Genomic DNA, 20,492 nt, shown 5'->3' with positions numbered 1-20,492 from the left:
CACCGGCGCAGGTCACGAAAGATCAGCCGCGTTCCGGGACGGCAGACGGCAGACGGCAGTCGGGCAGGCCTCTCGGCCGCCCCGGGCAGTACCCGAAGCGGCCGACCGCCGAGTTCACCTCGGCCAGGGCCTGGAGCCCCGGCTTCAGGGCCGCCGCAGGACCGTCGCCTCCGTACCCCAACCGAGCGCGATGCTCCGCTCCACCTGCCAGCCCGACCGCTCGGCGAGGGCGGCGATCGCGGCGGAGTCGCGCAGAGGACTGCCGGTCGCCGCGTACGCGCGCAGGGCCGCCTCGGCCGCGTGCGCGCTCAGGCCGTCGGGCCGGGATGCCTCGACGAGGATCGCCGTACGGGTCCAGGCTGCGAGCCCGGTGAGGAGCAGCACGACCTCGTCGTCGGTGCGGTGCGCGAGGGCCTTCGCGGCGACGGCGACATCGGCGGGGCCCGCCGTCCAGTCGGCACGTTCCGGCGCCGGCACGTGCCCGCGCAGGACCGCGGCGGGTACGTCGTCCTCCGCGACCCGCAGCCGCGGCCGCCGTCCGGCGTCGTCGAGGGCGGCCACCACCGATGCGCTGCCCGGCCCGGACAGGAGGCAGGTCCGGACGTCGTCCCACAGGGGGTCGGCCGTCAGGCCGTTCAGAAGGAAGACCAGTTGCTCGCACTCCTCGACGAGTTCGCCGTAGCGTTCCGCGTCGTGGCACACCGTGTCGTGCAGAGTGGCGCCAGAGGCGAGCCGCCAGGGGGACGCCTCCGACGTGCCCGATGTCCCTGACGTGCCTGATGTTCCTGACGTGTCTGATGTCCCTGACGTGTCCGACGTATCGGGTGTGCGAGGCCTATCGGGTGTGCGAGGCGTATCGGGTGTGCGAGATGCATCGAATGCGCGAGACGCATCGGACGTCGCACCGCCCCCCTGGAGCGCGGGAGCCAGATGGGCGAGGGCGAGCAGCAGCTCGGCCTCGTGCCCGGTGTACTCCTCGCGCTCGTGGTCGTCGAGCAGTTCCTCACCCGCCGGGCCGAGCCGCAGACCGCCGCTCCCCCCGCCGGCAGAGTCGCCACCAGCACCATCTACGACACCGGCGGTGCAGCCGTCACCGACGACCACTCCGCACGCCGCCAACGTCGGAAGCAGCACGCCGAGTCCCGCCCCCGACACCCCGACGTGCCGCGCGAGCGCGTCGGCCGAGAGCCCCGGCGCGTCGGCCAGCGCATCGACGACGCCGAGCTGCAACGCGGCCCGTACGACAAGCCACGGCAGCGGCGACGGGACGCCCCCTCCGGCACCTCCCAGCGAGGCAGCACCCGCAGCACCGGCAGCACCGGCGGAACCGGCAGCACCCGCGGAACCCGCGGCGCCAGCGCCGAAGTCCGCAGCCCCCTCCACCCCCGGCGCGACCGCGACGATCGCCTCCTCCCGGCGGTGCCAGTAACCGGTGACGTTCAGCCGGTCCTTCGGGAGCTTCCGTTCGCGCTCCAGATACCGGCGGACGGGCAGCAGCGCCCGGCTCTCCGCCGCCGCCCAGGCGTAGCCCTCGCCCGCGGGCACCGGCAGCGCGCGGACGGCCGCGTCCAGGGCGGCGGCGTCACCCGGCTCCGCGACCACCCAGGTGATCGTGTCGTCGTCCCGCAGGGCGAGTTCCTGGCGCGCCGAGTCGTCGGCGACGGTCACGAGGACGTGCGCCGTGGCGTCGAGCGGACGTTCGTCGAGGAAGCGGCCGATGGCGGGCAGCGCGGTCTCGTCCCCGATGAGGAGGATCCAGTCGAGCCGGTCCGGCAGCCGCAGCGACGACTTGGGGCCGACGAACCACAGCTCGTCGCCCTCCCGCGCCGAGGTGACCCAGGCCTCCGCGGGTCCGTCGCCGTGCCTCACGAAGTCGAGGTGCAGCTCACCGGCCTCGGGGTCCACACGGCGGGGCGTGTAGTCGCGGGTCAGCCGGTGCTCGGCCGGTGTCCACTCGATGCCGTGCGGCAACTGGGCGGGAAGCGCCGCGTGGACGTCCCCGTCCGCGGCCAGGACCAGCTTGATGTGGTCGTCGAAGCCGGGCGCGGCGAACGCGGGATGGCGGCTCCCGTCGCGGGTGAACGCGGCGAGCTGGTCGCCGCCGAGGACGACCCTTCGCATCCGGGGCGTCACGTCGTGGACGCGGCGCACCGTGACCCGGCGCAGGACGAGGGGATGCGTCGTGTACGCACGCTGCGCGGCCATCAGGAGAACTTCTTCTCGATGAGGTCCAGGAGGGCCATCGACTCGTCGTAGTCACCGCGCAGCACCCAGTACGGCAGGTCGTAGGCGTGGTTCGACTTGAAGGCGGGCAGCGCCCCGTACACGGGGTTCTTCTTCAGGGTGGCGACGTCGGTGGTGTCGCTGTTGAAGCCCATCACGAACACGGACGGCTGGGTGATGTTCTGGCCCACCTTCTCGGTCGAGAGCTCGAACATGTCGCCGCCCTGCCCGTACACCTTGAATCCGCCCTTGGCGAAGACCGGCGCCGGTTCGATGCCGACCTTCTTGAACTCGGTGGGCAGGCCCACGTTCTCCACGAGGCCGTAGGCGGTGCCGTCGCCCGTCAGGGCGAGGAAGGACACCGGTCCCGGCGGCGGCTCGATGGCCTTCTTCACCTCGGAGATCCGCTTGTCGTAGGCGGCCACGTGCTGCTTGTAGACGTCGGCCTTGCCGAACACGTCACCGGCGAGGAAGGAGAACTGGCTCCGCCAGTCACCGAGCTTCTTGCCCACGAGCACGGTCGGAGCGATGTCGGTGAGCTTGTCGTACACCTTCTCCGCCTGGAACAGGGGGAAGCCGATGCCCCCGCCGACGATGAGGTCGGGATCGAGGGCGAGGATCGCCTCCAGGTCGAACCCGTCGACGCTCCACGGCAGGAAGGTCGTGCCCGCCTTCTTCGCCTCCTTCGCCCAGTACGGCGAGAACTTGCCCTTGCCGTCGGCGTCCTCGGGAATCGTGGCGCGCACCGGCACGTCGAGGTCGTAGAGGTATCCGGCGAGGGCGTGGTTCAGGACGACGACGCGCTTGGGCTCGGTCGGCACCTTCACTTCGCCGTAGTCGGTCTTGACCGTACGGGTCTTCGCGGGGGACGCCTTGTCGCCGTCGTCCGACGAGGAGGAGGCGGAGCAGCCGGACAGCGCAAGGACGGCGACGACCGCGAAGGCGAGCAGGCGAGCAGGAACAGACATGGGACCTCATGTGACTGGGCACGATCGAAGATTCGAGCCGTTGGTAAGGTGAGGCTAACCTCGCTTTTTCCGTCGTGTCGATCCGGGTGCGACATCGCCGGTGACGGACACGACGCGTCGCACGTACGGGAGGCACCCTTGCCGATGACATCTCTGGGCACCGTCGTCGCCGAGAACGCCATCCGCTTCCTCGGACACGACACGCACCAGCACGACGAGCCGCATCTCGTGTACGTGGTGACCGGCACGGCCCGGCTGCTCGCCGACGGCGAGGAGTGGCAGCTGGGGCGGCACGAAGCGGTCTGGCTCGCTCCACAGGTGCCGCACGCGCTGCGGATCGAGCCGGGTGGCATGGCGCTCGGGCCCTATCTCAACCCCGGTGACCTGCCCCGACGCCGTGTCCAGCCGCTCGGGGCAGTCCCCGCGATCGTCGAGGTCATGACCACCGCACTGGGTGCCGCGCCGAGTACGAGGGAGCAGGTCCTGCCCTTCCGGCAGGCCCTAGGACGGGTGCTGCGGGGCGTCTCCCGGCAGTACTTCCCCATCGTGCTGCCCACCCACCCCGCGGTGCGCGCCCTCGCCCGCGAAGCCCTGCGCACGCGCACCGCGACGCTGGAGCGGCTCGCCGCCGACCACCGGATGAGCCCCCGTCAGGTGCAGCGCGTCTTCCTCGACGAGACCGGGCTGCCCTTCACACGCTGGCGCAACCGGGCCAGGATGAACGCCGCCGTCGAACACCTCCGTGGCGGGGGCGAGCTGACGGCGGCCGCCAGGGCCGCGGGCTATGCGACCCGGGCCGGACTGCTGCGCGCGCTGAGCCGCGAGTCCGGGGTGCCCGTGAGCGCGCTCACGTCGGACCCGGCGGGGGCGCTCGGCGCCCGCTGAAGCATGACCAGTGCTTCGCTCACGTAGTTTCCGGTATTCCGCTCACGTACGGCACTTCGGACTGTCCGGGTGGCGGGCAGTCAGGGAGGTTCGATGGCACAGGTGCACACGACGACGGCTGAGCCACCGCCACCGCCACCGCCACCGTCGGCTCCACGGCCCTCGACGCCGTCGCCGCGGCGCAGGACGCGTCGCTTTCTCGGCCTGGCCGCGGCCGTCGGTGCCCTCCTCGTGGCGGTGCTGCTCAGCGTCGCGCTCGGCTCGGCGATGCTCCCCCCGGACGTGGTGTGGCAGGCGCTGACCGCTCCGGACGGATCCGCGTCCCACGCCACCGTCAGCGAGGCCCGCGTGGACCGCACCCTGTTGGGCGTCCTCGTCGGTGTGTCGCTCGGCGTGGCGGGAGCACTCATCCAGGCGCTCACCCGCAATCCGCTGGCCGACCCGGGTGTCCTCGGTGTCAACGCGGGTGCGGGCTTCGCCGTCACGCTGGGCGTGGCCGTCCTCGGCGTCACACGCATCGAGCAGTATCTGCCCCTCGCCTTCGCCGGGGCCGTCATCGGTTCCGCCGTGGTCTACCTCGCCGCGAGCGGCGGACGGGGCGGACCCTCGCCCCTGCGGCTCACCCTCGTCGGGGTCGCCTTCACGGCGGTCCTCTCCGGGATCTCCCAGACCCTCGCCCTGATCGACACGGAGACCTTCGACCGCATGAGGTTCTGGGGAGCCGGTACCCTCGCCGACCGCCCGACGGACACCGCGGCTGCCATCGCGCCCTTCGTCCTGGCCGGGCTGCTGGCCGCCGTCTGCTGTGCGCGCCCGCTCAACGCCATCGCCCTCGGCGACGACGCGGCGCGGGCCTTCGGGCTGCGGGTCGGCGCGACCCGGTGCGGCGTGGTGGTCGCGGTGGCCCTGCTGTGCGGTGCGGCCACGGCCGCGGCCGGGCCCCTGATGTTCGTCGGCCTCATGGTGCCGCACGCGGTGCGCTGGCTCACCGGGCCCGACTGGCGCTGGATCCTCGCCTACTCCGCCGTCCTCGCTCCGGCGATCGTGCTTGTCGCCGACGTGGTCGGCCGGCTGGTCGTGGTCCCCGCCGAACTGCCGGTCGGTGTGATGATGCCGCTCATCGGCGCGCCGGTCCTGATCCTGCTGGTGCGCGGTCGCCGGGCGAGGGCACTGTGAACGGGGCGATCGTCCTCAGGGCGGGAACCCTGAGCCTGAGAGTGCGCCGCCGCGCGGTCCTCGTGTGCGCGCTGCTGTGGATCACGCTGATCGCGCTGGCCCTGTGGGCCTTCACCCTCGGCAGCTACCCGCTGAGCCTCGGCGACCTGACCGCCGTCATGACGGGCACGGCGAGGAACAGCGTCCGCACCGTCGTCCTGGAGTGGCGGGCGCCGCGCATCGTCGCCGCCGTACTGTTCGGAGCCGCCCTCGCCGTGGGCGGCGCGATCTTCCAGTCCCTGACCCGCAACCCGCTCGGCAGCCCCGACGTCATCGGCTTCACCACGGGCTCCTACACCGGAGTCGTCCTCACCCTCCTCGCGGGCGCGACCAGCTACTCGGCCCTCGCGGCGGGCGCGCTCGCCGGTGGTCTCCTCACCGCCTTCGCCGTGTACCTGCTGGCGTTCCAGCGGGGCGCGGGCGGCTTCCGGCTCATCGTCGTGGGCATCGCGGTCGGTGCGATGCTGTCCTCCCTCAACACCTGGTTCCTGGTGAAGGCCGACGTCGACAGCGCCCTGCGGGCCGCGGTGTGGGGCGCCGGTTCCCTGAGCGGTGTCGGCTGGCCCGCCGTCACGACGGCCGCCGTCGTGCTCGCGGGGGTCGCCGCCGCGGCGCCGGTGGCGCAACGCCGGATGCGGCGGCTCGAACTGGGCGACGACACGGCGGCGATGCTGGGCGTACCCGTGGAGCGTACGAAGCTGATGCTGGTCGTCCTCGGTGTGGCCGCCACCGCCGTGGTGACCGCCGTGGCCGGACCGATCGCGTTCGTCGCGCTGGCCGCGCCCCAGATCGCCCGGCGCCTGACCGGTCACGGAAACTCCGTCGACCTGGTGGGGGCCGGGCTCGTCGGGGCGATCCTGCTGCTCGGCGCCGACATCGCCGCGCAGCACGCGATCTCCGGTGTGCAACTGCCGACCGGCGCGGTCACCGTGTGCGTCGGCGGGGCGTACCTCCTGGTGCTGTTGGTACGGGAGGGGCGAAGGGCGTAGCGGATTCGTCGGGTGGGGGAGGGGCACATCGCGCCCGGTGATCCCGGTGATGCGGCTCGCACCGCCGGGCGGCCGCACGGGACCTGATGCGACTCCTGCCGCCGGGTCGGCCGCACGGGACTGATCGACAAGTCGCGTCACCTGTGTCTTCTGCTGTGTCCTCTGCGTCACCTGCGTCATCCGCGCGTGAGCCAAACGTCAGCGGTGCGTGAGCGCCCCAGGTCAGGATGAGGGTGAACGTCGCAGCGGAGATGTGGTCCGACAGCGGAGAGCAGGCTCGCCGAACGTTCGGACGGATGATCGTCACAGGGCGGTCGGCTCGGATGCCGAGCCGACCGCCCACCCGCTCGACCGGTAGGGAACAAGCACCTCGGCGCCCCAATTGTCATGCGCGCGTCCAAGGATGTGTGCGTGCCCGCGTGAGCCGACCATCGTCCGTCGCCGACCCGATGGAACCCGCCCGGCGTGGGCGGATGGTGAAAGGACTCCCATGCGGAGCGCGAAGACTGGCAGATCTGCACGGACCGACAGGGCCGCACGAGCCGGGCGGCCCCGCCCTCGGACAGCCGTCGCCACGGCCGTCGCGATCGCGGCCCTGGCCGCCTCGATCACCGGCGCCACCGCCTCCGCCGCCCCCGACCACGGCGCCGACTCTGGCAAGGCCACCGGCACGGCGCGGTCCGGGGAGCCCTCGCAGCGCGTCGAGTACTTCACCGGCCCCGACAGCCACCCCCGGCACCACACGCTCCCCGCCCCCGGCCCGCTGAACAGCAGGCAGCGGACCGCGATCGCCCGGGACGGCAAAGTCGTCCCGGTCGTGCAGAGCGGCCCCGTCGGGGCCAAGACCGACGTGGTGTTCATCGGCGACGGCTACACCAAGTCGCAGCAGAAGGACTTCGTGGCCGACGTGCGCAAGAAGTGGAAGGAGGTCTCCGCGGTCGCGCCGTATTCCACGTACAAGAACCAGTTCAACGTGTGGGCCGTGGAGGCCCACTCGCCGCAGTCGGGTGTCGGAGGCGATCCGGACTACGGCACGAGCAAGCGGACCGCGCTCGGCTCGTCGTTCTGGTGCGACAACGTCGAGCGCCTGCTGTGCGTCAACCCCGAGAAGGTCGAGGCGTACGCCAGCAAGGCCGCCGACGCCGACCTCGTGATCGTCCTGGCCAACTCCACCAAGTACGGAGGCGCGGGCTACAACGACATCACGTCGCCCTCCGGGTACGACGGCATAGCCACCGCCTCCTCGGACAACCCCGACTCCTCCCAGATCATCGTCCACGAGACCGGCCACTCGCTGGGCAAGCTCGCCGACGAGTACTGGTACGACGACTACGGCACCTACGGCGGCGCCGAGCCGTGGGAGTCGAACATCAGCAAGCTCACCAAGACCAAGCTGGCCGAGCAGAAGAAGAAGTGGTACCGCTGGATCGGCCGGACCTCTCCGGACGGCGGCACCGTCGGCGCGTACCGGGGCGGCGGCTACTACCCCCGCGGCATCTACCGCCCCACCGAGAACTCCATCATGCGGACCCTGGGCAACGAGTTCAACCTCCCCGGACGCGAGGCGATGATCGCGGGCTTCCACCGGCACGCGTCGGTGATCAGCAGCACCACGCCCACGGACAAGCGGGTGCGCCGCACGCAGCGCGTCACCGTCCAGGCGGACAAGCGCATTCAGCTGCGCTGGTACGTCGACGGCCGCGCGACCGGAACGTACAAGGACAAGGCGAGTGTGACGCCGCGTGACCTCGGCGTACCGGCCGACGGGCGCGCGCACACGGTCTCGGTGCGGGGCACCGACACCACGAAGGCGGTCATCGATCCGGCACTGCGCAAGCTCCTGACCAAGAAGCTCACCTGGCGCGTCACCAGCTGACGCCCGCTTGTCGCCATCGCAGGCGGGTGGCGGTGATCAGCCTTCGGCCGATCGTCGCCACCCGCCTGCCGGGCTAGAGGCCCAGAAGATCGGTGAGGTCGTCCGCGTGTTCTTCCTCCTCCTCGAGGATCTTCTCGAGCATGCGCCGGGTGGTGGGGTCGCTCTCGCCGATCCAGCGGATCATCTCCTGGTAGGTCGCGATGACAATGCGCTCCGCGACGAGGTTCTCCTGAAGCATCCGCTTCAGGTCGCTCTCGTCCGTCGTGACGTAGTCGGTGTGGGAGCGCTCCCGAAGCGTCGCCGGATCGAAGTCGGGGCTGCCCCCGAGCTGGCTGACGCGTTCGGCGGCCCAGAGGCCGTGCTGCAACTCCTCCTGCGCGTGCTCGGTGAACTCCGCGGCCACCTGCGCGCGGTCGATTCCGGTGGCGGCGATCGCGTGCTGGGAGTAGCGCAGGTAGCAGACGACCTCCGTGGCCACGACCTGGTTGAGCACCTCGATAAGCCGTTCGCGGTCGGCGCCGTACGTCTTGGTGACCGGCCCCTGCTCCATCTGGGTCCGGGCGTCGTTGCGGATCTTCGTGACATCGACCTCGAACTGGTTCTGCATGCGCCTTCGTCTCCTCTCGGGTACGGGTGAGCCGAGGTCACTGTGCGCCACGGAGGTTGCCGCCGCGGCGATGACACTCCGAGCAGACGAGGGGTGTCGCGGTGCCGGTCGCGCGTCAGATCCGCCAGCCGCGAATGCGGTCGGCTGCCTGGTAGACGGTGGTCTTGCTGCCCTGGATGTCACGGACCAGCTCGACGAGCGCGCCGTACGGCGGGTCGATGCCGTGACCGGCGGCGTGCATGTAGGCGGCCGCGACCTGGCAGGCGTACAGGGAGTTGCGGTGCGGCAGCGGTTCGAGCCGCACCAGGGTGTGCAACAGGGCCGCGGCACGCCAGGCGGCGTCGGGCGGAGTGATCCCCGGGCGGGGGATGAGGGTCTTGTGGCGGGCGACCGCGGCGACCAGGGCGGAGTAGTCCGCGACGGTGACGTCCTCGGGAACAGACTGCTCCTGGACGTCGAGCAGCCAGGCGATGTCGATATGGAGCACCATCAGGCGGCTTCGGCTCCCCGGGGACGGCCGGCCGGGGGCACTTCGTCGGGGAACGCGTCGTCGAACTCGGCACGGTGCTGTTCACCCCAGGAGGTGGCGTACCGCAGGAACTGCAGACGTTGCCTCTCCCGCAGGGACAGGTCGTGGACGTACTGCTTGAGGGAGGTGCCCGCTGCCGCTGCCGCGGCCCGCAGTTCTTCCATCTCCTCGTCGCTGTAGCTGATGTTCAAGGACGGCATGCCCTCATGGTACCTACTCGGTACCTGGAGGGGAATCCGCTTCCTGCCGACCGTCTGCCGTCACCGCTTTTTGTCATCCGCCTCCGCCATCGCCCCGACCGCCGTCGGTGACGACTGGTGGGTCGAGGCCGTCATCCTGACCGAGAGCGCGGAGCACGCTTGCGGTGAGCTGCTACGGCTCGGCGTCGACGTGGAGGTCGTCGAACCGTTCACCTGGCGCTTGCTGCGGGCGCTCTAGTCCGATGGCGGCGGTGGAGGTGGTGGAGGCGGTGGCGGGCCCCACTCGCTCTGATCTGCCTACCCCGCCTCGCGGTCGGGGTGGCGGGGTGCGGGCTGGTCGTCGCGGATCAGTAGGTGCGGGCGGGTGCGGGTGCGAGTGCGGGTCTGCTCAGTGAGTGCAGCGAGGTCACTCGGCGACCGTCGTCGAACAGCAGGCCCGGCACGCAACTGGTCGTCGAATGGCCGGACGAGGGTGTCCACAGGGAGGGCGGCGGCCTGACCGCTGAGCGGCGGGTCTTCCGCGAAAGGCTGCGCCTGGAGACGGGGGAGATGTTCGCTCCGCTGCGACGTGCGGCCCCTCGACACCACGGTGGAGGTCGGGGTCACCGCTACCAGCCGTCCGCCCATGACTGGCGCCCTCTGCCCACGGCCTCCTGGCCGGCGGAGAAGACCGACGAGATGCTCGGCGTCGGCGCCATCTCGCCGGAGCGATGGAGCAGGGTCACCGACATCATGTGGCGCCACGAGATGGACGGGACACCGCTGCGGCGGCCCGGGGTGCACTCCGGTGTCACTCCGGGACCGTCTGTCTGAGGCCCTCCGCGAGGGAGCTGTCGGCCGGCCCGGTGCGTTCGCCGAGCTGGGCTACGGCCCCTTCCCGCTGCTCGCCTTCGCGAGTTCGCGGGAGATGGCGTGTTCGCCCTGTCCGCGCACGGCCTGCTCCAGACTGTGGTCGTCGCGCTGCGAGAACCGCTCGCCCTTGGCGAAGTCGTCCTCGCTCAGCACCTGGCCGCACCACTCACCTCGCCCCGCCACATGGTCGTCGAACGGCACGGCCGCGCCCTCGCCGAGGACAATCCACTGGTCGGCGTCCCAGCGCAGGGCGAGGACGTAGGTGTGACCGGTCTCCAGCCGAGGCGCCTCCGGGGCGGTGCCCTTGAGCCGTTTGCCGTTGCGGTACACCGACCAGCCCGGGGCGGTCATGTCGAACTCGGTGCCCAGCTCATGCCGAGGGGCGGCAGCGGACCACAGCACCTTCTCCTTCCGGAACGTCACCGCCCGGTCGACGGTGTACCGCACCGCCCCCTTGGCGACGTCCTGCCTGTTGCTCTCCCGCTCGGAGGCCGGCACCGCCACGACCACGTGGTCCGCGCCCGCTTTCCAGTCCGCCGCGGTCCGGGAGGGGTAGGGGTCGTCGGCCGCACCGCAGCCCGCCACAGTGCGCACCCCCTCCCCGCCGATCAGCACACTCGCGGTGATACCGACCGCGGCCAACACAGCCACAGCTGGTCTGCCGGACAACAGGGGATGGACCGTGAACCTCAACTCAAGACTCCCGTTCTCGAACAGCATCGTTTTATTCAGTGCCTACACATGCCTTGATCACATTCCTCGCCGGTTGGTTCCGAGCGAGCTGCCACGAGGGGCGACCTGCGCGGACGAGGCAGCGCGGGGAAGCAGGAGGCGGGCGTCCGACGGCAGCGATCGGGCCCGACAAGGGCCTTGGCGAACAGCCCGTGTGCGGATCGCAGCAGGGCGGAGCGGCCCCGAGCACGCAGGCGCCGCGTGCTGCGCAGCTGCGCCGCGCTGTCGTTCACGCCGGGCGGCACACACATGCCACTCCCGGTTGCAGCCGCTTCCACCGGGTCGGTCGCTCCCTCGGACAACTGACCGTTTCAGTACGAGTTGAGCTGTGAGTCTTGTGCTCGGGGATCTTGATCGGCAGGGTGTTCCGAGTGCGTGCTGACCTTCTGGACGTGGACGACTGCGCCGTCGACGGGTGGCATGTCAGGGCCCTGAAAGGCGGGATCACGTCGGCCCCTCGCCCGTCGACCGTGTCCGCCCCGGCTCCGAACACCATCTGATCGTCGACCGCTCAAGGCACGTCGCATGATTGGGCTCACCATTCGAGGCGGGCCTGACCCACGGATCGATCCATGAACACACCATGCACGGCGCCCAGTCCGGACGGGCAAGTCTGTGCGGCTGCCAGCCGCCGTGGAGCAAGCCGTGAGACAGAGCCGCATGAGGCAAGCCGGACAGATCCTCGCCTCAACCGGCTGCACCGCCTGCGCCTCGCTGCCTCCGGATCTCATTCTGGAACCATCAGCAAGTCGGAAGCGGATTGAGGTCTGCGGCGGCCGCCAGGGCGTCAGTCCGAGGCGCGTCGTCCGTCAGGCGCGTTCGTAGATCGCCCCGGACTCGCTCCTGCGCAGGATGCCCTCGTCCACCAGCGCACGGCGCAGCGTCACCCAGTCGTCGAACCACTCGCCGCAGATCGCGTTGATCTTGGCTTCTGGGTAGGGCGTCCCAGGCTCGAAGGAGTCCTTCACCACGTCCAGCACCCGACTGCGTACGTCCCTGTCACCGGGGATCGAGGTCAGTCGGCCACGCCGGAAGTATGAGCCCGCTCCATCTCCACCGGCCCGCCCGGCGACCCTGACCTCGGCCCGTACGGCCAGGCGGAAGGTCTCGTCGAGCAGCGTGTACGTGCGCTCACCGTGGTCGTAGCGCGCGATGTCGACCTCCACCAGCTTCTGCAGTGCCATGGCGGCGGCTGAGGGGCGCAGCCCGGCCTGTTCGGCGACCTCGGCCGCGGTCGTGGCTCCCAGGGCGAGGGCCGCGTAGGCGGCGCGCCGGTCGTTCTGGGCGAGCGCGCCCACCAGGTCGCGACAGGAGGGCTGGTGGGTGTCTGCGGGGGGAGTGTTCATCGTGTCCGTTCCGCTTGTCGTTCGGGCCGCAGCCGGGTGTCCTTCGACCCGCCTGAGGCCTGAGGCCTGAGGCCTGAGGCCTGAGGCGTGGGGGGACTCATGGTTCGCGGTTCGCGGTCTGCGGGCGCAGGTGGTCGAGGAGCCCGCCGGGCACGGGGTAGGGAGACTCCTGGGGGAGGAGCTGCCGGGCGGCTTCCAGATCGTCGCCGCGTACGTGCCCGTGGATCTCGTGGGCGAGAGCGGTCACGTCGGTGATGCCGACCGTCCACTCGTCCGCGTAGCGACGTGCGGCTTCCCCGGCCAGTCCGAGTTGCAGGGAGCGGTAGGGGAGGGGCAGCAGGCGGATATCGCGCTCGGGGTCCCACTGGACACGGGCAGGGGCCTGCTTCAACTGCTGCTTCCAGAGGGCCCGGTCGCCGTGCAGGCCGTGTTCGTAGTGGGACAGGCAAGCGTGCCGCAACGCCCACTCGAAGCCTTCGCGGGTGATCTCGACGGCGAGGACGGTGTCCTGGCCCTCCTTGGTCCCCCACCCGCAGCGGTACATCATCCAGAGGAAGGACGGCTTGATCCACGTCATCCGGTCCCGCTGCCAGGATGCCGGGAAACGGCCGTCCCGGGCGGCGGGCAGGCCTATCTCTGCTGGATACGCCTGGTAGACGACGACCGTGGAGCCGGTATGGCGGGCGCGGATCTGCTGCTGGAGTTCTGCCACGGAGACAGCGTGCGCGCCCTGTTCCCCGTACGCCACCGAATTTGCTGCCGGGCGGGCCTGCTGCTCAGAAGGCGCGACCGGCCGGCGGGAACCGCACCAGGCCGAGCACGCCAACGAGAGACCCAACACGTCGACCAGACCGAACACGTCGACCAGGCCGAACCGCAGGGTGCGGTGCGCGGCTGTCAGGTGCCCTTGGGGCTGAGGCCCTCGACGGAGAGCCGAAAGGCGCGCTCCGCCTGAACAGCCGCGTCGGGATGGCTCTCGGTGGCCAACGCGATGCCGACTACCACCGTGAGCAGATCGTGAACGGTGACGTCCTCCCGTACGCACTCATCGGCGACCGCCCGGTGCAGCAGGGGCGCGACGGCCTCCACCAGGACCGTCGCACAGGAGTCCGGAGCGCTGTCGTCCCCGAGGGGCTCGTAGGACAGGGCGTCGGCCAGGCCGCGCGCGGCGACGGAGTAGTCGAGCAGTTCGCGCAGCCAGGTCAGCAGCGCCGCGCGGCTGTCGTCCTCGGCGCCGAGTGACTCGGCGAGGTCGCTCAGGGCGTGGACGCGCTGTTTGAAGACGGCTTCGAGCAAGGCCTTGCGGGTGGGGAAGTGGCGGCGCACGGTGGCAGATCCGACGCCCGCAGTGCGGGCGATCTGCTCCAGTGAGGCCTGCGCGCCGTGGGTGGCGACCTCGACCTCTGCCACGGCGAGGATGCGGGCGTAGTTGTAGCGGGCGTCCGAGCGTTGGCCGGTCATGATCTCCCCAGCGTTGACGAGTGGTGACGAGTGGCTACGAGTGGTGACGGGTGGCGACGACGCCGATGTCGACGGCTGACTCCAGCACCGCCGATCCCACGTCGACGAGCCCGGCATTGATAAGTGGTGGGCCCCGCCATATTCTAGCGAGCAGTAAACGGCGGGCCCCGCCGTTTACGATGTGCCTGTGGCGCGCCTGTGGCGTGCCCGACTGCCAGGAGAGGTACTCATGTCAGATCCCACGGCTCCCGTACTCGTCACCGGTGCGACCGGCCGCCAAGGGGGCGCGACTGCCCGAACGCTGCTCGGGCAGGGAGTGCACGTGCGCGCCCTGGTGCGCGACCCGCACACAGAGCGCGCACAAGCCATCGAGAAGCTCGGCGCCCACCTGATCGTCGGTGATCTGACCGACCCTTCGACCCTGGAGGCGGCTGTGAGCGGTGTACGCGGCGTCTTCTCCGTGCAGATGCCCGCGTTCACCGAAGAGGGCGTCGACTTCGACAACGAGATCAGTCAGGCACACAACCTCATGGCCGCCGCCAAGGCCGCCGGTGTTCGTCAGTTCGTCCAGTCCTCGACAAGTGGTGTGGGCCGGCACACCGAGGCACCGGGATGGGCCGAAGGCCACTGGGAGATCATGGATCGCCCCCTGGGCGCCAAGGCGGCGATCGAGCACCGCCTACGCGAACTGGACTTCCCTCGCTGGACGTTGCTCAAGCCTTCGTTCTTCATGGAGAACTTCGAGCCGTCCATGCGCTTCTACTTCCCCCGCGGAGTCGAAGGCGGCCTGGTGACCCTCGTCAAACCGGGTACGCACCTGGCACTCGTGGCGACCGCGGACGTGGGGCGAGCCGCCGTGGCCGCCTTCTCCGCACCTGATGAGTACCACCGCCTGGAACTCGAACTCGCCGGCGACTACCTGCCCATGACGCAGATCGCCGAGACCCTCTCACGCGCCCTCGGGCACCCGCTGACGGCCCCGGAAATGACCGAGGACCAGGCCCGCGCCGCGGGCATGGCGGACATGGGGGCCACACACGCCTTCTTGAACGTGTTCGACCAGCCGGCCCGGCCCGAGTTCGCCCGTGCTCTGGGTATCGACGTGACGAGCTTCGAGCAGTGGGCGCAGGAGCAGCTGGGCCCTGCCGCATGAGTGCCGACTGACTGCCCTGACACGACACGACACGACACGACACGACGAGGCACGGCACGGCACGGCCATCACTTGCCCCTGCGGGCCGCAGCTCGGCGGTGGCCCGGTCGACGAGCTCGGAGAAGGCCCCGTCCGGGTCGGCAAGCCAGCAAGATGTGGCGTGCCGGGTGAGCGCCGGCGCCACATCGACGAGGAAGCGTGCTGTGCACGGCTCCACGCCGCCGCTCTGGAGCGTCCGGGCCAGTGCGTCGGCGATGTCGGCGAACTTGATCAGATCGCGCTCGGCCAAGGCGGGGCCGGCGGCGATCACTTCGACGCGGCGCAGCAGGAACTCACGCGACGGAAAGACCTCGTCGGCGGTTCCCAGCGCGGTCAGCAGTGCCTTCGGATCCCCCGACGTCATCGTGCTCCGCGACGTCCCGAAGCCGGAACCGGGGCCCGGCCGGATCCGGATCGCCGTGCGGGCGTGCGGCCTCGCCCCAGCCGACTGGGCGGTGGTCGACGGCCTCCTCGCCGACCGGTTGCCGCCGCTCCCGCGCGTGCTCGGCACCGAGGTCGCGGGCACCGTCGACGTGCTCGGCGAGGGCGTCACCACCGAGCAGGCCGCCGCTTTACCGATGGCGGCCGAGACGGCGTGGCAGGCGCTGGACGATCTCGGCGTCCAGCCGGGTGAGCTGCTGCTCGTCCACGGCGCGGGCTCCACCGTGATCAATACACCTAGCGCTGCACCGGGGTGTCGGGGTGATCGCCACCGCCGGGCCGACCCGGGCCGCCGCCCTCGAAGCGATCGGCGCCCAGGTGACCGACTACGGCGACGGCATGGCCGAACGCGTCACCGCACTGGCCGGAGGCCGCGTCGACCGTGCCCTGGACACGGCCCCCACCGGCGGCCGGATCGACCGCGTCGCGGCCAAGCGCAGCCAGTCCCGGCGGCCAGGCGGCAAACTCATGCTCGTCCCGTGACGTCTCCTGGTGGTTCCGCGATTCGGCGGTTCCGGGAACGGCAGCGTCCCCTTCCTGGAATCACATCGCGCGCCCTCTTCCTGGAGTGCACGGTCAGCGAGAAGGACGCGAGGGGCGCAGCGGTGGTCCGCCACGGCCGGCACAGGTGAAGCTTGAGGAGCCCGACGCCGGCGACCTGCGCCCGGAAGGTGAACGTCCGCGCGCCGGAGGCGCCGGGCGCGGCGCCTGCACCCGGCGAGAATCGTGTCCCCTGCGCGACCAGGACGGCCGAGGCCTCCGAGGCGATGAGCCACAGATGGCCGGTCGTGGGATTCTCGGGCAGCGTCACTGCCACCGAATCTCCCACGCGTACGTGGATGTCACGGCCGTCGTCGGCCTCGGTGCAGGTCACCTGCGGCACACCGGCCTCCTCCACGCCGGGAGGGACCCACCGGCACAGGCGGGTGCGGAACCTGGAGCCACTTTCCGGTCATTGCCGCGCGAGAGCTGGTCGATATGGACAGTGCAGAGCAAAGTGACCCCTCTCGCGACGGTGGCTCATCCGGTTTCACGGTTCGTGGTTCATGGTTCATGTTTTATGTTTTATGGGGGACAGAATGGCATCAGAAGCACAGCGATTGGAAGAAATCCGGCGGGCCATCGCCCGGCACAACGCCGACTGGCGCGCCGGCGCCAATCGGCTGACGCGACTGTCCGCCGAGGCGCGGCGCCGCCGCCTCGGCTTCGTACCCGGCCCCCACGACCCGTCGCTCGCCGAACGCGAAGCGGTGGCCTTGCGCAATCAGCAGAGCCCCACCACGGATTCCCCGGATTCCCGGGCGGCCCTCGGGGTGCCGACCGCCTATGACCTGCGGAACGTGGACGGTCAGAACTACATCACGCCTGTGCGCGATCAGGGCGACTGCGGCTCGTGCGTGGCCTTCGGGACCCTTGCCGCCGCCGAAGGCACGTACCGGGTGGCGCTGAAGAACCCGAACCTGGAGATCGACTACTCCGAGGCGCATCTCTTCCACTGCCACGCACGGCGCGAGGGCCGCACATGCGGCAACGGCTGGTGGGTGGATCGCGCGCTCGAAGCCGTCAAGAACTCCGGTGTCGTGGACGAGCGCTGCTGTCCGTACACGGCCGGCGCCCAGAACTGCCCGGCGCTGTGCGACAGTTCCCCGTCCCGGCTCACTCGCATCGAGAACTGGCGCCGCTATGTCACCGCGGCCTCCATGAAGCTCTGGCTGTGCAGCGAGGGGCCGCTGATCGCCTGTCTCACGGTGTACGAGGACTTCTTCGCCTACACCACGGGTGCGTACCGGCACGTGTGGGGCGAGGAGGTCGGCGGGCACTGTGTCTGCGTCGTGGGCTACGACGACGAGGGCGGCTACTGGATCTGCAAGAACAGCTGGGGCGAGGACTGGGGCGAGAGAGGCTTCTTCCGCGTCCGCTACGGCGCCGTGGGCATCGACGCCGAGATGTGGACCGTCGAGGGCATCCGGAGCCCGTTCGCGGTGCGGGACGCCGCCTTTGTGTCGCAGTCCTTGCCCACCGCGATGGTGCCCGGTCAGGGATACGACGTCGCAGTCACCCTGCGCAACACCGGGATCCAGACGTGGACACGAGGAAGCAACTACCGTCTGGGGTCACAGAATCCGCAGGACAACATGGTCTGGGGCCTCGGCCGGGTCGACGTACCGCACCGGGTGCCGACCTGGGGCGAGGCGACCTTCGCCTTCCGTGTGACCGCGCCCGCGCAGTTGCCCGCCCACCACCAGTGGCGGATGGTGCAGGACGGTGTCGAGTGGTTCGGCGGGACCACCCCGGACGTGCTCGTGGAGGCTTCGGGTGTGAGCGTGCGCCACGGCGCCACGCTGCGCGTACGGCACGCCATGACCTGGGCGAACCTCCACTCCCACCCCTACGTGTACGGTCACCCGGGTTCGTCGGGGCAGCAGCAGGTCACCTGCTACGACGGGGCCGACGACAACGACCTGTGGATCGTCAGGGGCCCTGACGGAACACCGTCGGACCACCGCGTCGGCCAACAGGTCTCGCACGGTGACCTGATACGCCTCGAACACATGGCCACCCGGAGGAACCTGCACAGCCACGGCGGTGTCCCCTCCCCAGTCACGGGACAGCAAGAGGTCACCTGCTTCGGTGAGGGGGGACAGGGCGACGGCAACGACACCTGGCGGGTGGAGATCGAGGGTGGCGGAACCTGGCAGGCGGGTCGGCGGATCCGTCTGATCCACGTGGCGACCGGGCACGCCCTCCACTCGCACCGGGGCCATGCGCATCCGGACTGGACCATGGGCCAGCAGGAGGTCACGTGTTTTGCCGGGCGTGACGCCAACGACCTCTGGTTCGCCTCCGACTTCCGGGCGCGCGACGCGCTGTTCGTCGCGCAGTCGGTGCCCACCACCATGGTGCGCGGCCAGAGCTATGACGTCACCGTGACGATGTGCAATGTCGGCACGGAGACCTGGACGGCGGCCGACTCCCACCGTCTGGGTTCGCAGAGCCCGCAGGACAACCAGACCTGGGGCCCCGCCCGCGTCGAGCTGCCCCGTACGGTCGCTCCCGGCGAGCACGTCACCTTCGCGTTCCGCGTGACCGCGCCCGCTGCCGCGGGCGTCTCCCACTTCCAGTGGCGCATGCTGCGCGAGGGCGCCGAGTGGTTCGGCGCGCTGTCGGCGCGTACGCCCATACGCGTCTACACGACGACGGAGGATGCCACCGTCCCCGATGCCACGGGGCTCGCCCGCAACGCGGCCGGGAACTTGATCCGCGACGCGGAGCTCGTGCCGCGTTTCACCGGCGCTCAGGGAGCGCGAGTGGAGGTGGGCAGCCAGGAGCCCGGAGCCGGCACCAAGGTGCGGCGTGGCGGCACGGTGACACTGCGCATGGTCCACACCGACTAGCGATCCCGGTCGGCGCGGCCGTGTCGACCCTCGCGTGCCGCGCCGCGCCGCGCCGTGCCGTGCCGGGAGAGGCAGGTGTCCCGACGGTGGTGGCGGGCTTCCCTCGATCGGGCTGCCCCGGCGTTTTTGTCGGCAACCAGGGAATGAGGATCCTGGCTGACCGGCGGCCCTGCTCCGCACGGATGCCGCGCTGACGGCAAACCGCCCAGCAGCTTCCTGCCCGGGACCAGAGGGGCGTGACCGACGGCGCGTCCCGAAGGCTTCGGGCTTGTCCGACGGTAACGCTGAGAAGATGAGGAACCCCATGGAAAGCGCCCGTGCTGTGGAGCGTGCGTTGGAGGACGCGGCACCGCACCTGCTGGTGCAGGTACTGACGATGTCCCTGCAACAGCGTTATGGCGCGAGTGCGGTGCGGCTGCGGCTGGTGGATCACGCGATGCGTTCCTTGCAGCCGGTCGGACCGAGCGCCCGGAGCGGGGAACCGGCGCCTGTCGCCAACAGCCCGCAGGGCCGGGCTTTCGGCGCTCAGGAACCCTATGACACGCCCAGCGGTGACGGCGAGACACGGTTGCACCTTCCGGTGACCTTTCGCGGCGACCGACTGGGCGTGCTGTCGATGACTGCACCTGCCGACTCCCTCTCGCCATCCGTTCGGGCGGAGTTGCAGCACATCTGCACGGTCCTCGCCCGAGAGATCCTGTTGGCGGGGCGGGAGACGGATCAGTACGAGGTCCAGCGCCGGGCCGAGCACTTGACGCTCGCTGCCGAGATGCAGTGGTTGCTGTTGCCGAGCCGGTCGGTAGCGAAGGAGGAGTTCGAGCTCGGGGCCCAGCTCGAACCGGCGTACGCCGTGTTCGGAGACGGCTTCGACTGGTCGGTCTCGGCGGACCATCTGACCGTGGCCGTCGTCAACGGGATGGGGCAGGGCATGGACGCCTCCCTCCTGACCGTGCTGGCCGTCAACGCCGTGCGCAACGCGCGCCGGGCGGGGCTGGACCTGGCCGGCCAGGCGGCCCTCGCCGATGAAGCCGTGTACGCGCAGCACCGGGGGAACGCCCATGTGGCGGTGCTCCTGTTGCGCTTCTCCCTGGCGACGGGGCGGATGGAGGTTGTCGATGCCGGTTCTCCGCACATGTGGCGTCTGCGCGGCGGAACGCTGACAGAAGTGCGCCTCGAGGCGCAGATGCCCCTGGGGATGTTCGGGGACACGCACTACGAGTCGCAAGAACTGTGCGTGGAGCCGAAGGACCGCCTGCTGATCGCCAGCGACGGTGTCTACGCGGCTGTTTCGGCGGCCGGAGAGGTGTACGGGGAGCGGGGCCTTGAGCGTGCGGTGAAGGGCACGCGGCTGCTGCCGCCCGCCCAGGTTCCGGCAGCCGTGCTCAGTCGCCTCGCCCAGCATCAAGGAGAGTCGCCGCTGTCGGACGACGCGGTCGTGATGTGCGTCGACTGGCTCGGGCGCAGCTCCGCGGCGGCGGAAGCCACTGATTAGCGGCTGGGCTCCGCACGCGAGGAGCCACAGGGTTCGTGAGGTGACGAGCCACGGGATTCTTCGGGCGACGCGCCGCAGGGCTCCGCACG

The 20,492-nt window shown here is 70.6% G+C and carries 20 protein-coding genes and 2 pseudogenes; 12 read left to right on the top strand and 10 right to left on the bottom strand.

Going from position 1 to position 20,492, the window contains the following annotated elements; genetic code table 11:
• Window positions 1-144: 144 nt before the first annotated feature.
• Window positions 145-2,205: a siderophore-interacting protein gene (locus tag GPA10_RS42970; RefSeq protein ID WP_246260167.1), complete on the bottom strand. Its 2,061-nt coding sequence runs from the start codon at window positions 2,203-2,205 to the stop codon at window positions 145-147.
• Window positions 2,205-3,191 carry an ABC transporter substrate-binding protein gene (locus tag GPA10_RS31675; protein ID WP_157168475.1) on the bottom strand — a complete coding sequence of 329 codons (987 nt, stop codon included), beginning with the start codon at window positions 3,189-3,191 and terminating at the stop codon, window positions 2,205-2,207. Before GPA10_RS31675 ends, GPA10_RS42970 begins: the two co-directional genes overlap by 1 nt.
• A gap of 144 nt (window positions 3,192-3,335) precedes the next feature.
• Here GPA10_RS31675 and GPA10_RS31670 point away from each other — a divergent pair, with 144 nt between their 5' ends.
• The 4 genes from GPA10_RS31670 (at window position 3,336) to GPA10_RS31655 (ending at window position 8,156) form a co-directional block, all read left to right on the top strand.
• The gene (locus GPA10_RS31670) at window positions 3,336-4,076 is read left to right on the top strand and encodes a helix-turn-helix domain-containing protein (protein WP_157168535.1); all 741 of its coding nucleotides are present in this window, start codon (window positions 3,336-3,338) and stop codon (window positions 4,074-4,076) included.
• A gap of 93 nt (window positions 4,077-4,169) precedes the next feature.
• The gene (locus GPA10_RS31665) at window positions 4,170-5,252 is read left to right on the top strand and encodes a FecCD family ABC transporter permease (RefSeq protein ID WP_157168474.1); all 1,083 of its coding nucleotides are present in this window, start codon (window positions 4,170-4,172) and stop codon (window positions 5,250-5,252) included.
• A complete protein-coding gene (locus tag GPA10_RS31660; RefSeq protein WP_343041547.1) occupies window positions 5,249-6,280 on the top strand; it encodes a FecCD family ABC transporter permease in 1,032 nt (343 codons plus the stop codon). Before GPA10_RS31665 ends, GPA10_RS31660 begins: the two co-directional genes overlap by 4 nt.
• Window positions 6,281-6,770: 490 nt before the next feature.
• On the top strand, window positions 6,771-8,156 hold the full coding sequence (locus GPA10_RS31655) for a M64 family metallopeptidase (protein ID WP_157168473.1): 1,386 nt from the start codon (window positions 6,771-6,773) through the stop codon (window positions 8,154-8,156).
• Between the two features lie 73 nt (window positions 8,157-8,229).
• On the opposite strand, the gene GPA10_RS31650 is transcribed toward GPA10_RS31655, so the two are convergent.
• The 3 genes from GPA10_RS31650 to GPA10_RS31640 all read right to left on the bottom strand — a co-directional run bounded on the left by GPA10_RS31650 (window position 8,230) and on the right by GPA10_RS31640 (window position 9,492).
• Window positions 8,230-8,763 (bottom strand): ferritin-like domain-containing protein, encoded by a 534-nt coding sequence (locus tag GPA10_RS31650; protein ID WP_157168472.1) that lies wholly within the window; start codon window positions 8,761-8,763, stop codon window positions 8,230-8,232.
• 115 nt (window positions 8,764-8,878) lie between these two features.
• Window positions 8,879-9,253, bottom strand: coding sequence for a hypothetical protein (locus GPA10_RS31645; RefSeq protein WP_058846550.1), 375 nt, complete (start codon window positions 9,251-9,253; stop codon window positions 8,879-8,881).
• Complete coding sequence (locus tag GPA10_RS31640; protein ID WP_058846551.1) at window positions 9,253-9,492, bottom strand: hypothetical protein; 240 nt, start codon at window positions 9,490-9,492, stop codon at window positions 9,253-9,255. Before GPA10_RS31640 ends, GPA10_RS31645 begins: the two co-directional genes overlap by 1 nt.
• Before the next feature lie 70 nt (window positions 9,493-9,562).
• Here GPA10_RS31640 and GPA10_RS31635 point away from each other — a divergent pair, with 70 nt between their 5' ends.
• Together GPA10_RS31635 and GPA10_RS31630 are read left to right on the top strand one after the other, a co-directional pair.
• Complete coding sequence (locus GPA10_RS31635) at window positions 9,563-9,730, top strand: WCX domain-containing protein (protein ID WP_425505849.1); 168 nt, start codon at window positions 9,563-9,565, stop codon at window positions 9,728-9,730.
• A gap of 116 nt (window positions 9,731-9,846) precedes the next feature.
• Window positions 9,847-10,305: a hypothetical protein gene (locus GPA10_RS31630; RefSeq protein WP_157168471.1), complete on the top strand. Its 459-nt coding sequence runs from the start codon at window positions 9,847-9,849 to the stop codon at window positions 10,303-10,305.
• 51 nt (window positions 10,306-10,356) lie between these two features.
• Here the strand turns inward: GPA10_RS31630 and GPA10_RS31625 are convergent, their stop codons facing one another.
• A complete protein-coding gene (locus GPA10_RS31625) occupies window positions 10,357-10,938 on the bottom strand; it encodes a hypothetical protein (RefSeq protein WP_343041546.1) in 582 nt (193 codons plus the stop codon).
• Between the two features lie 524 nt (window positions 10,939-11,462).
• Between GPA10_RS31625 and GPA10_RS31620 the strand changes: the two are divergent.
• Window positions 11,463-11,584: pseudogene (locus GPA10_RS31620) on the top strand (IS5/IS1182 family transposase); the annotation flags it as partial.
• Window positions 11,585-11,885: 301 nt separating this feature from the next.
• Here GPA10_RS31620 and GPA10_RS31615 read toward each other — a convergent pair.
• From GPA10_RS31615 to GPA10_RS31605, 3 genes are all read right to left on the bottom strand, one after another.
• Window positions 11,886-12,422, bottom strand: coding sequence for a DUF2087 domain-containing protein (locus GPA10_RS31615; RefSeq protein ID WP_157168469.1), 537 nt, complete (start codon window positions 12,420-12,422; stop codon window positions 11,886-11,888).
• Between the two features lie 97 nt (window positions 12,423-12,519).
• Window positions 12,520-13,134: a DUF4291 domain-containing protein gene (locus GPA10_RS31610; RefSeq protein ID WP_343041544.1), complete on the bottom strand. Its 615-nt coding sequence runs from the start codon at window positions 13,132-13,134 to the stop codon at window positions 12,520-12,522.
• Window positions 13,135-13,319: 185 nt separating this feature from the next.
• Window positions 13,320-13,883 carry a TetR/AcrR family transcriptional regulator gene (locus GPA10_RS31605; protein ID WP_157168468.1) on the bottom strand — a complete coding sequence of 188 codons (564 nt, stop codon included), beginning with the start codon at window positions 13,881-13,883 and terminating at the stop codon, window positions 13,320-13,322.
• A 229-nt stretch (window positions 13,884-14,112) separates the two neighbouring features.
• Between GPA10_RS31605 and GPA10_RS31600 the strand changes: the two genes are divergently transcribed.
• The 3 genes and pseudogenes from GPA10_RS31600 (at window position 14,113) to GPA10_RS43845 (ending at window position 15,999) form a co-directional block, all read left to right on the top strand.
• Entirely contained in the window at window positions 14,113-15,036 is a 924-nt protein-coding gene (locus GPA10_RS31600) for an NmrA/HSCARG family protein (RefSeq protein WP_157168467.1), read from the top strand.
• A gap of 254 nt (window positions 15,037-15,290) precedes the next feature.
• Window positions 15,291-15,572, top strand: a pseudogene (locus GPA10_RS43850) (hypothetical protein); the annotation flags it as partial.
• Between the two features lie 205 nt (window positions 15,573-15,777).
• Window positions 15,778-15,999, top strand: coding sequence for a hypothetical protein (locus GPA10_RS43845; protein WP_343041561.1), 222 nt, complete (start codon window positions 15,778-15,780; stop codon window positions 15,997-15,999).
• On the opposite strand, the gene GPA10_RS44170 is transcribed toward GPA10_RS43845, so the two are convergent.
• Window positions 15,983-16,345, bottom strand: a complete 363-nt coding sequence (locus tag GPA10_RS44170; protein WP_425505850.1) for a protease inhibitor I42 family protein — start codon at window positions 16,343-16,345, stop codon at window positions 15,983-15,985. The genes GPA10_RS43845 and GPA10_RS44170 overlap by 17 nt on opposite strands.
• Before the next feature lie 250 nt (window positions 16,346-16,595).
• Between GPA10_RS44170 and GPA10_RS31585 the strand changes: the two genes are divergently transcribed.
• Together GPA10_RS31585 and GPA10_RS31580 are read left to right on the top strand one after the other, a co-directional pair.
• A complete protein-coding gene (locus tag GPA10_RS31585) occupies window positions 16,596-18,911 on the top strand; it encodes a C1 family peptidase (protein ID WP_198351761.1) in 2,316 nt (771 codons plus the stop codon).
• Window positions 18,912-19,215: 304 nt separating this feature from the next.
• Window positions 19,216-20,403: a PP2C family protein-serine/threonine phosphatase gene (locus GPA10_RS31580; protein ID WP_157168464.1), complete on the top strand. Its 1,188-nt coding sequence runs from the start codon at window positions 19,216-19,218 to the stop codon at window positions 20,401-20,403.
• Window positions 20,404-20,492: the final 89 nt, after the last annotated feature.

The organism is Streptomyces typhae (assembly GCF_009755605.1).
Lineage (GTDB): Bacteria > Actinomycetota > Actinomycetes > Streptomycetales > Streptomycetaceae > Streptomyces > Streptomyces typhae.
Note: the sequence above shows the minus strand (reverse complement) of the source record. Positions and strands in the feature narration are given on the sequence as shown.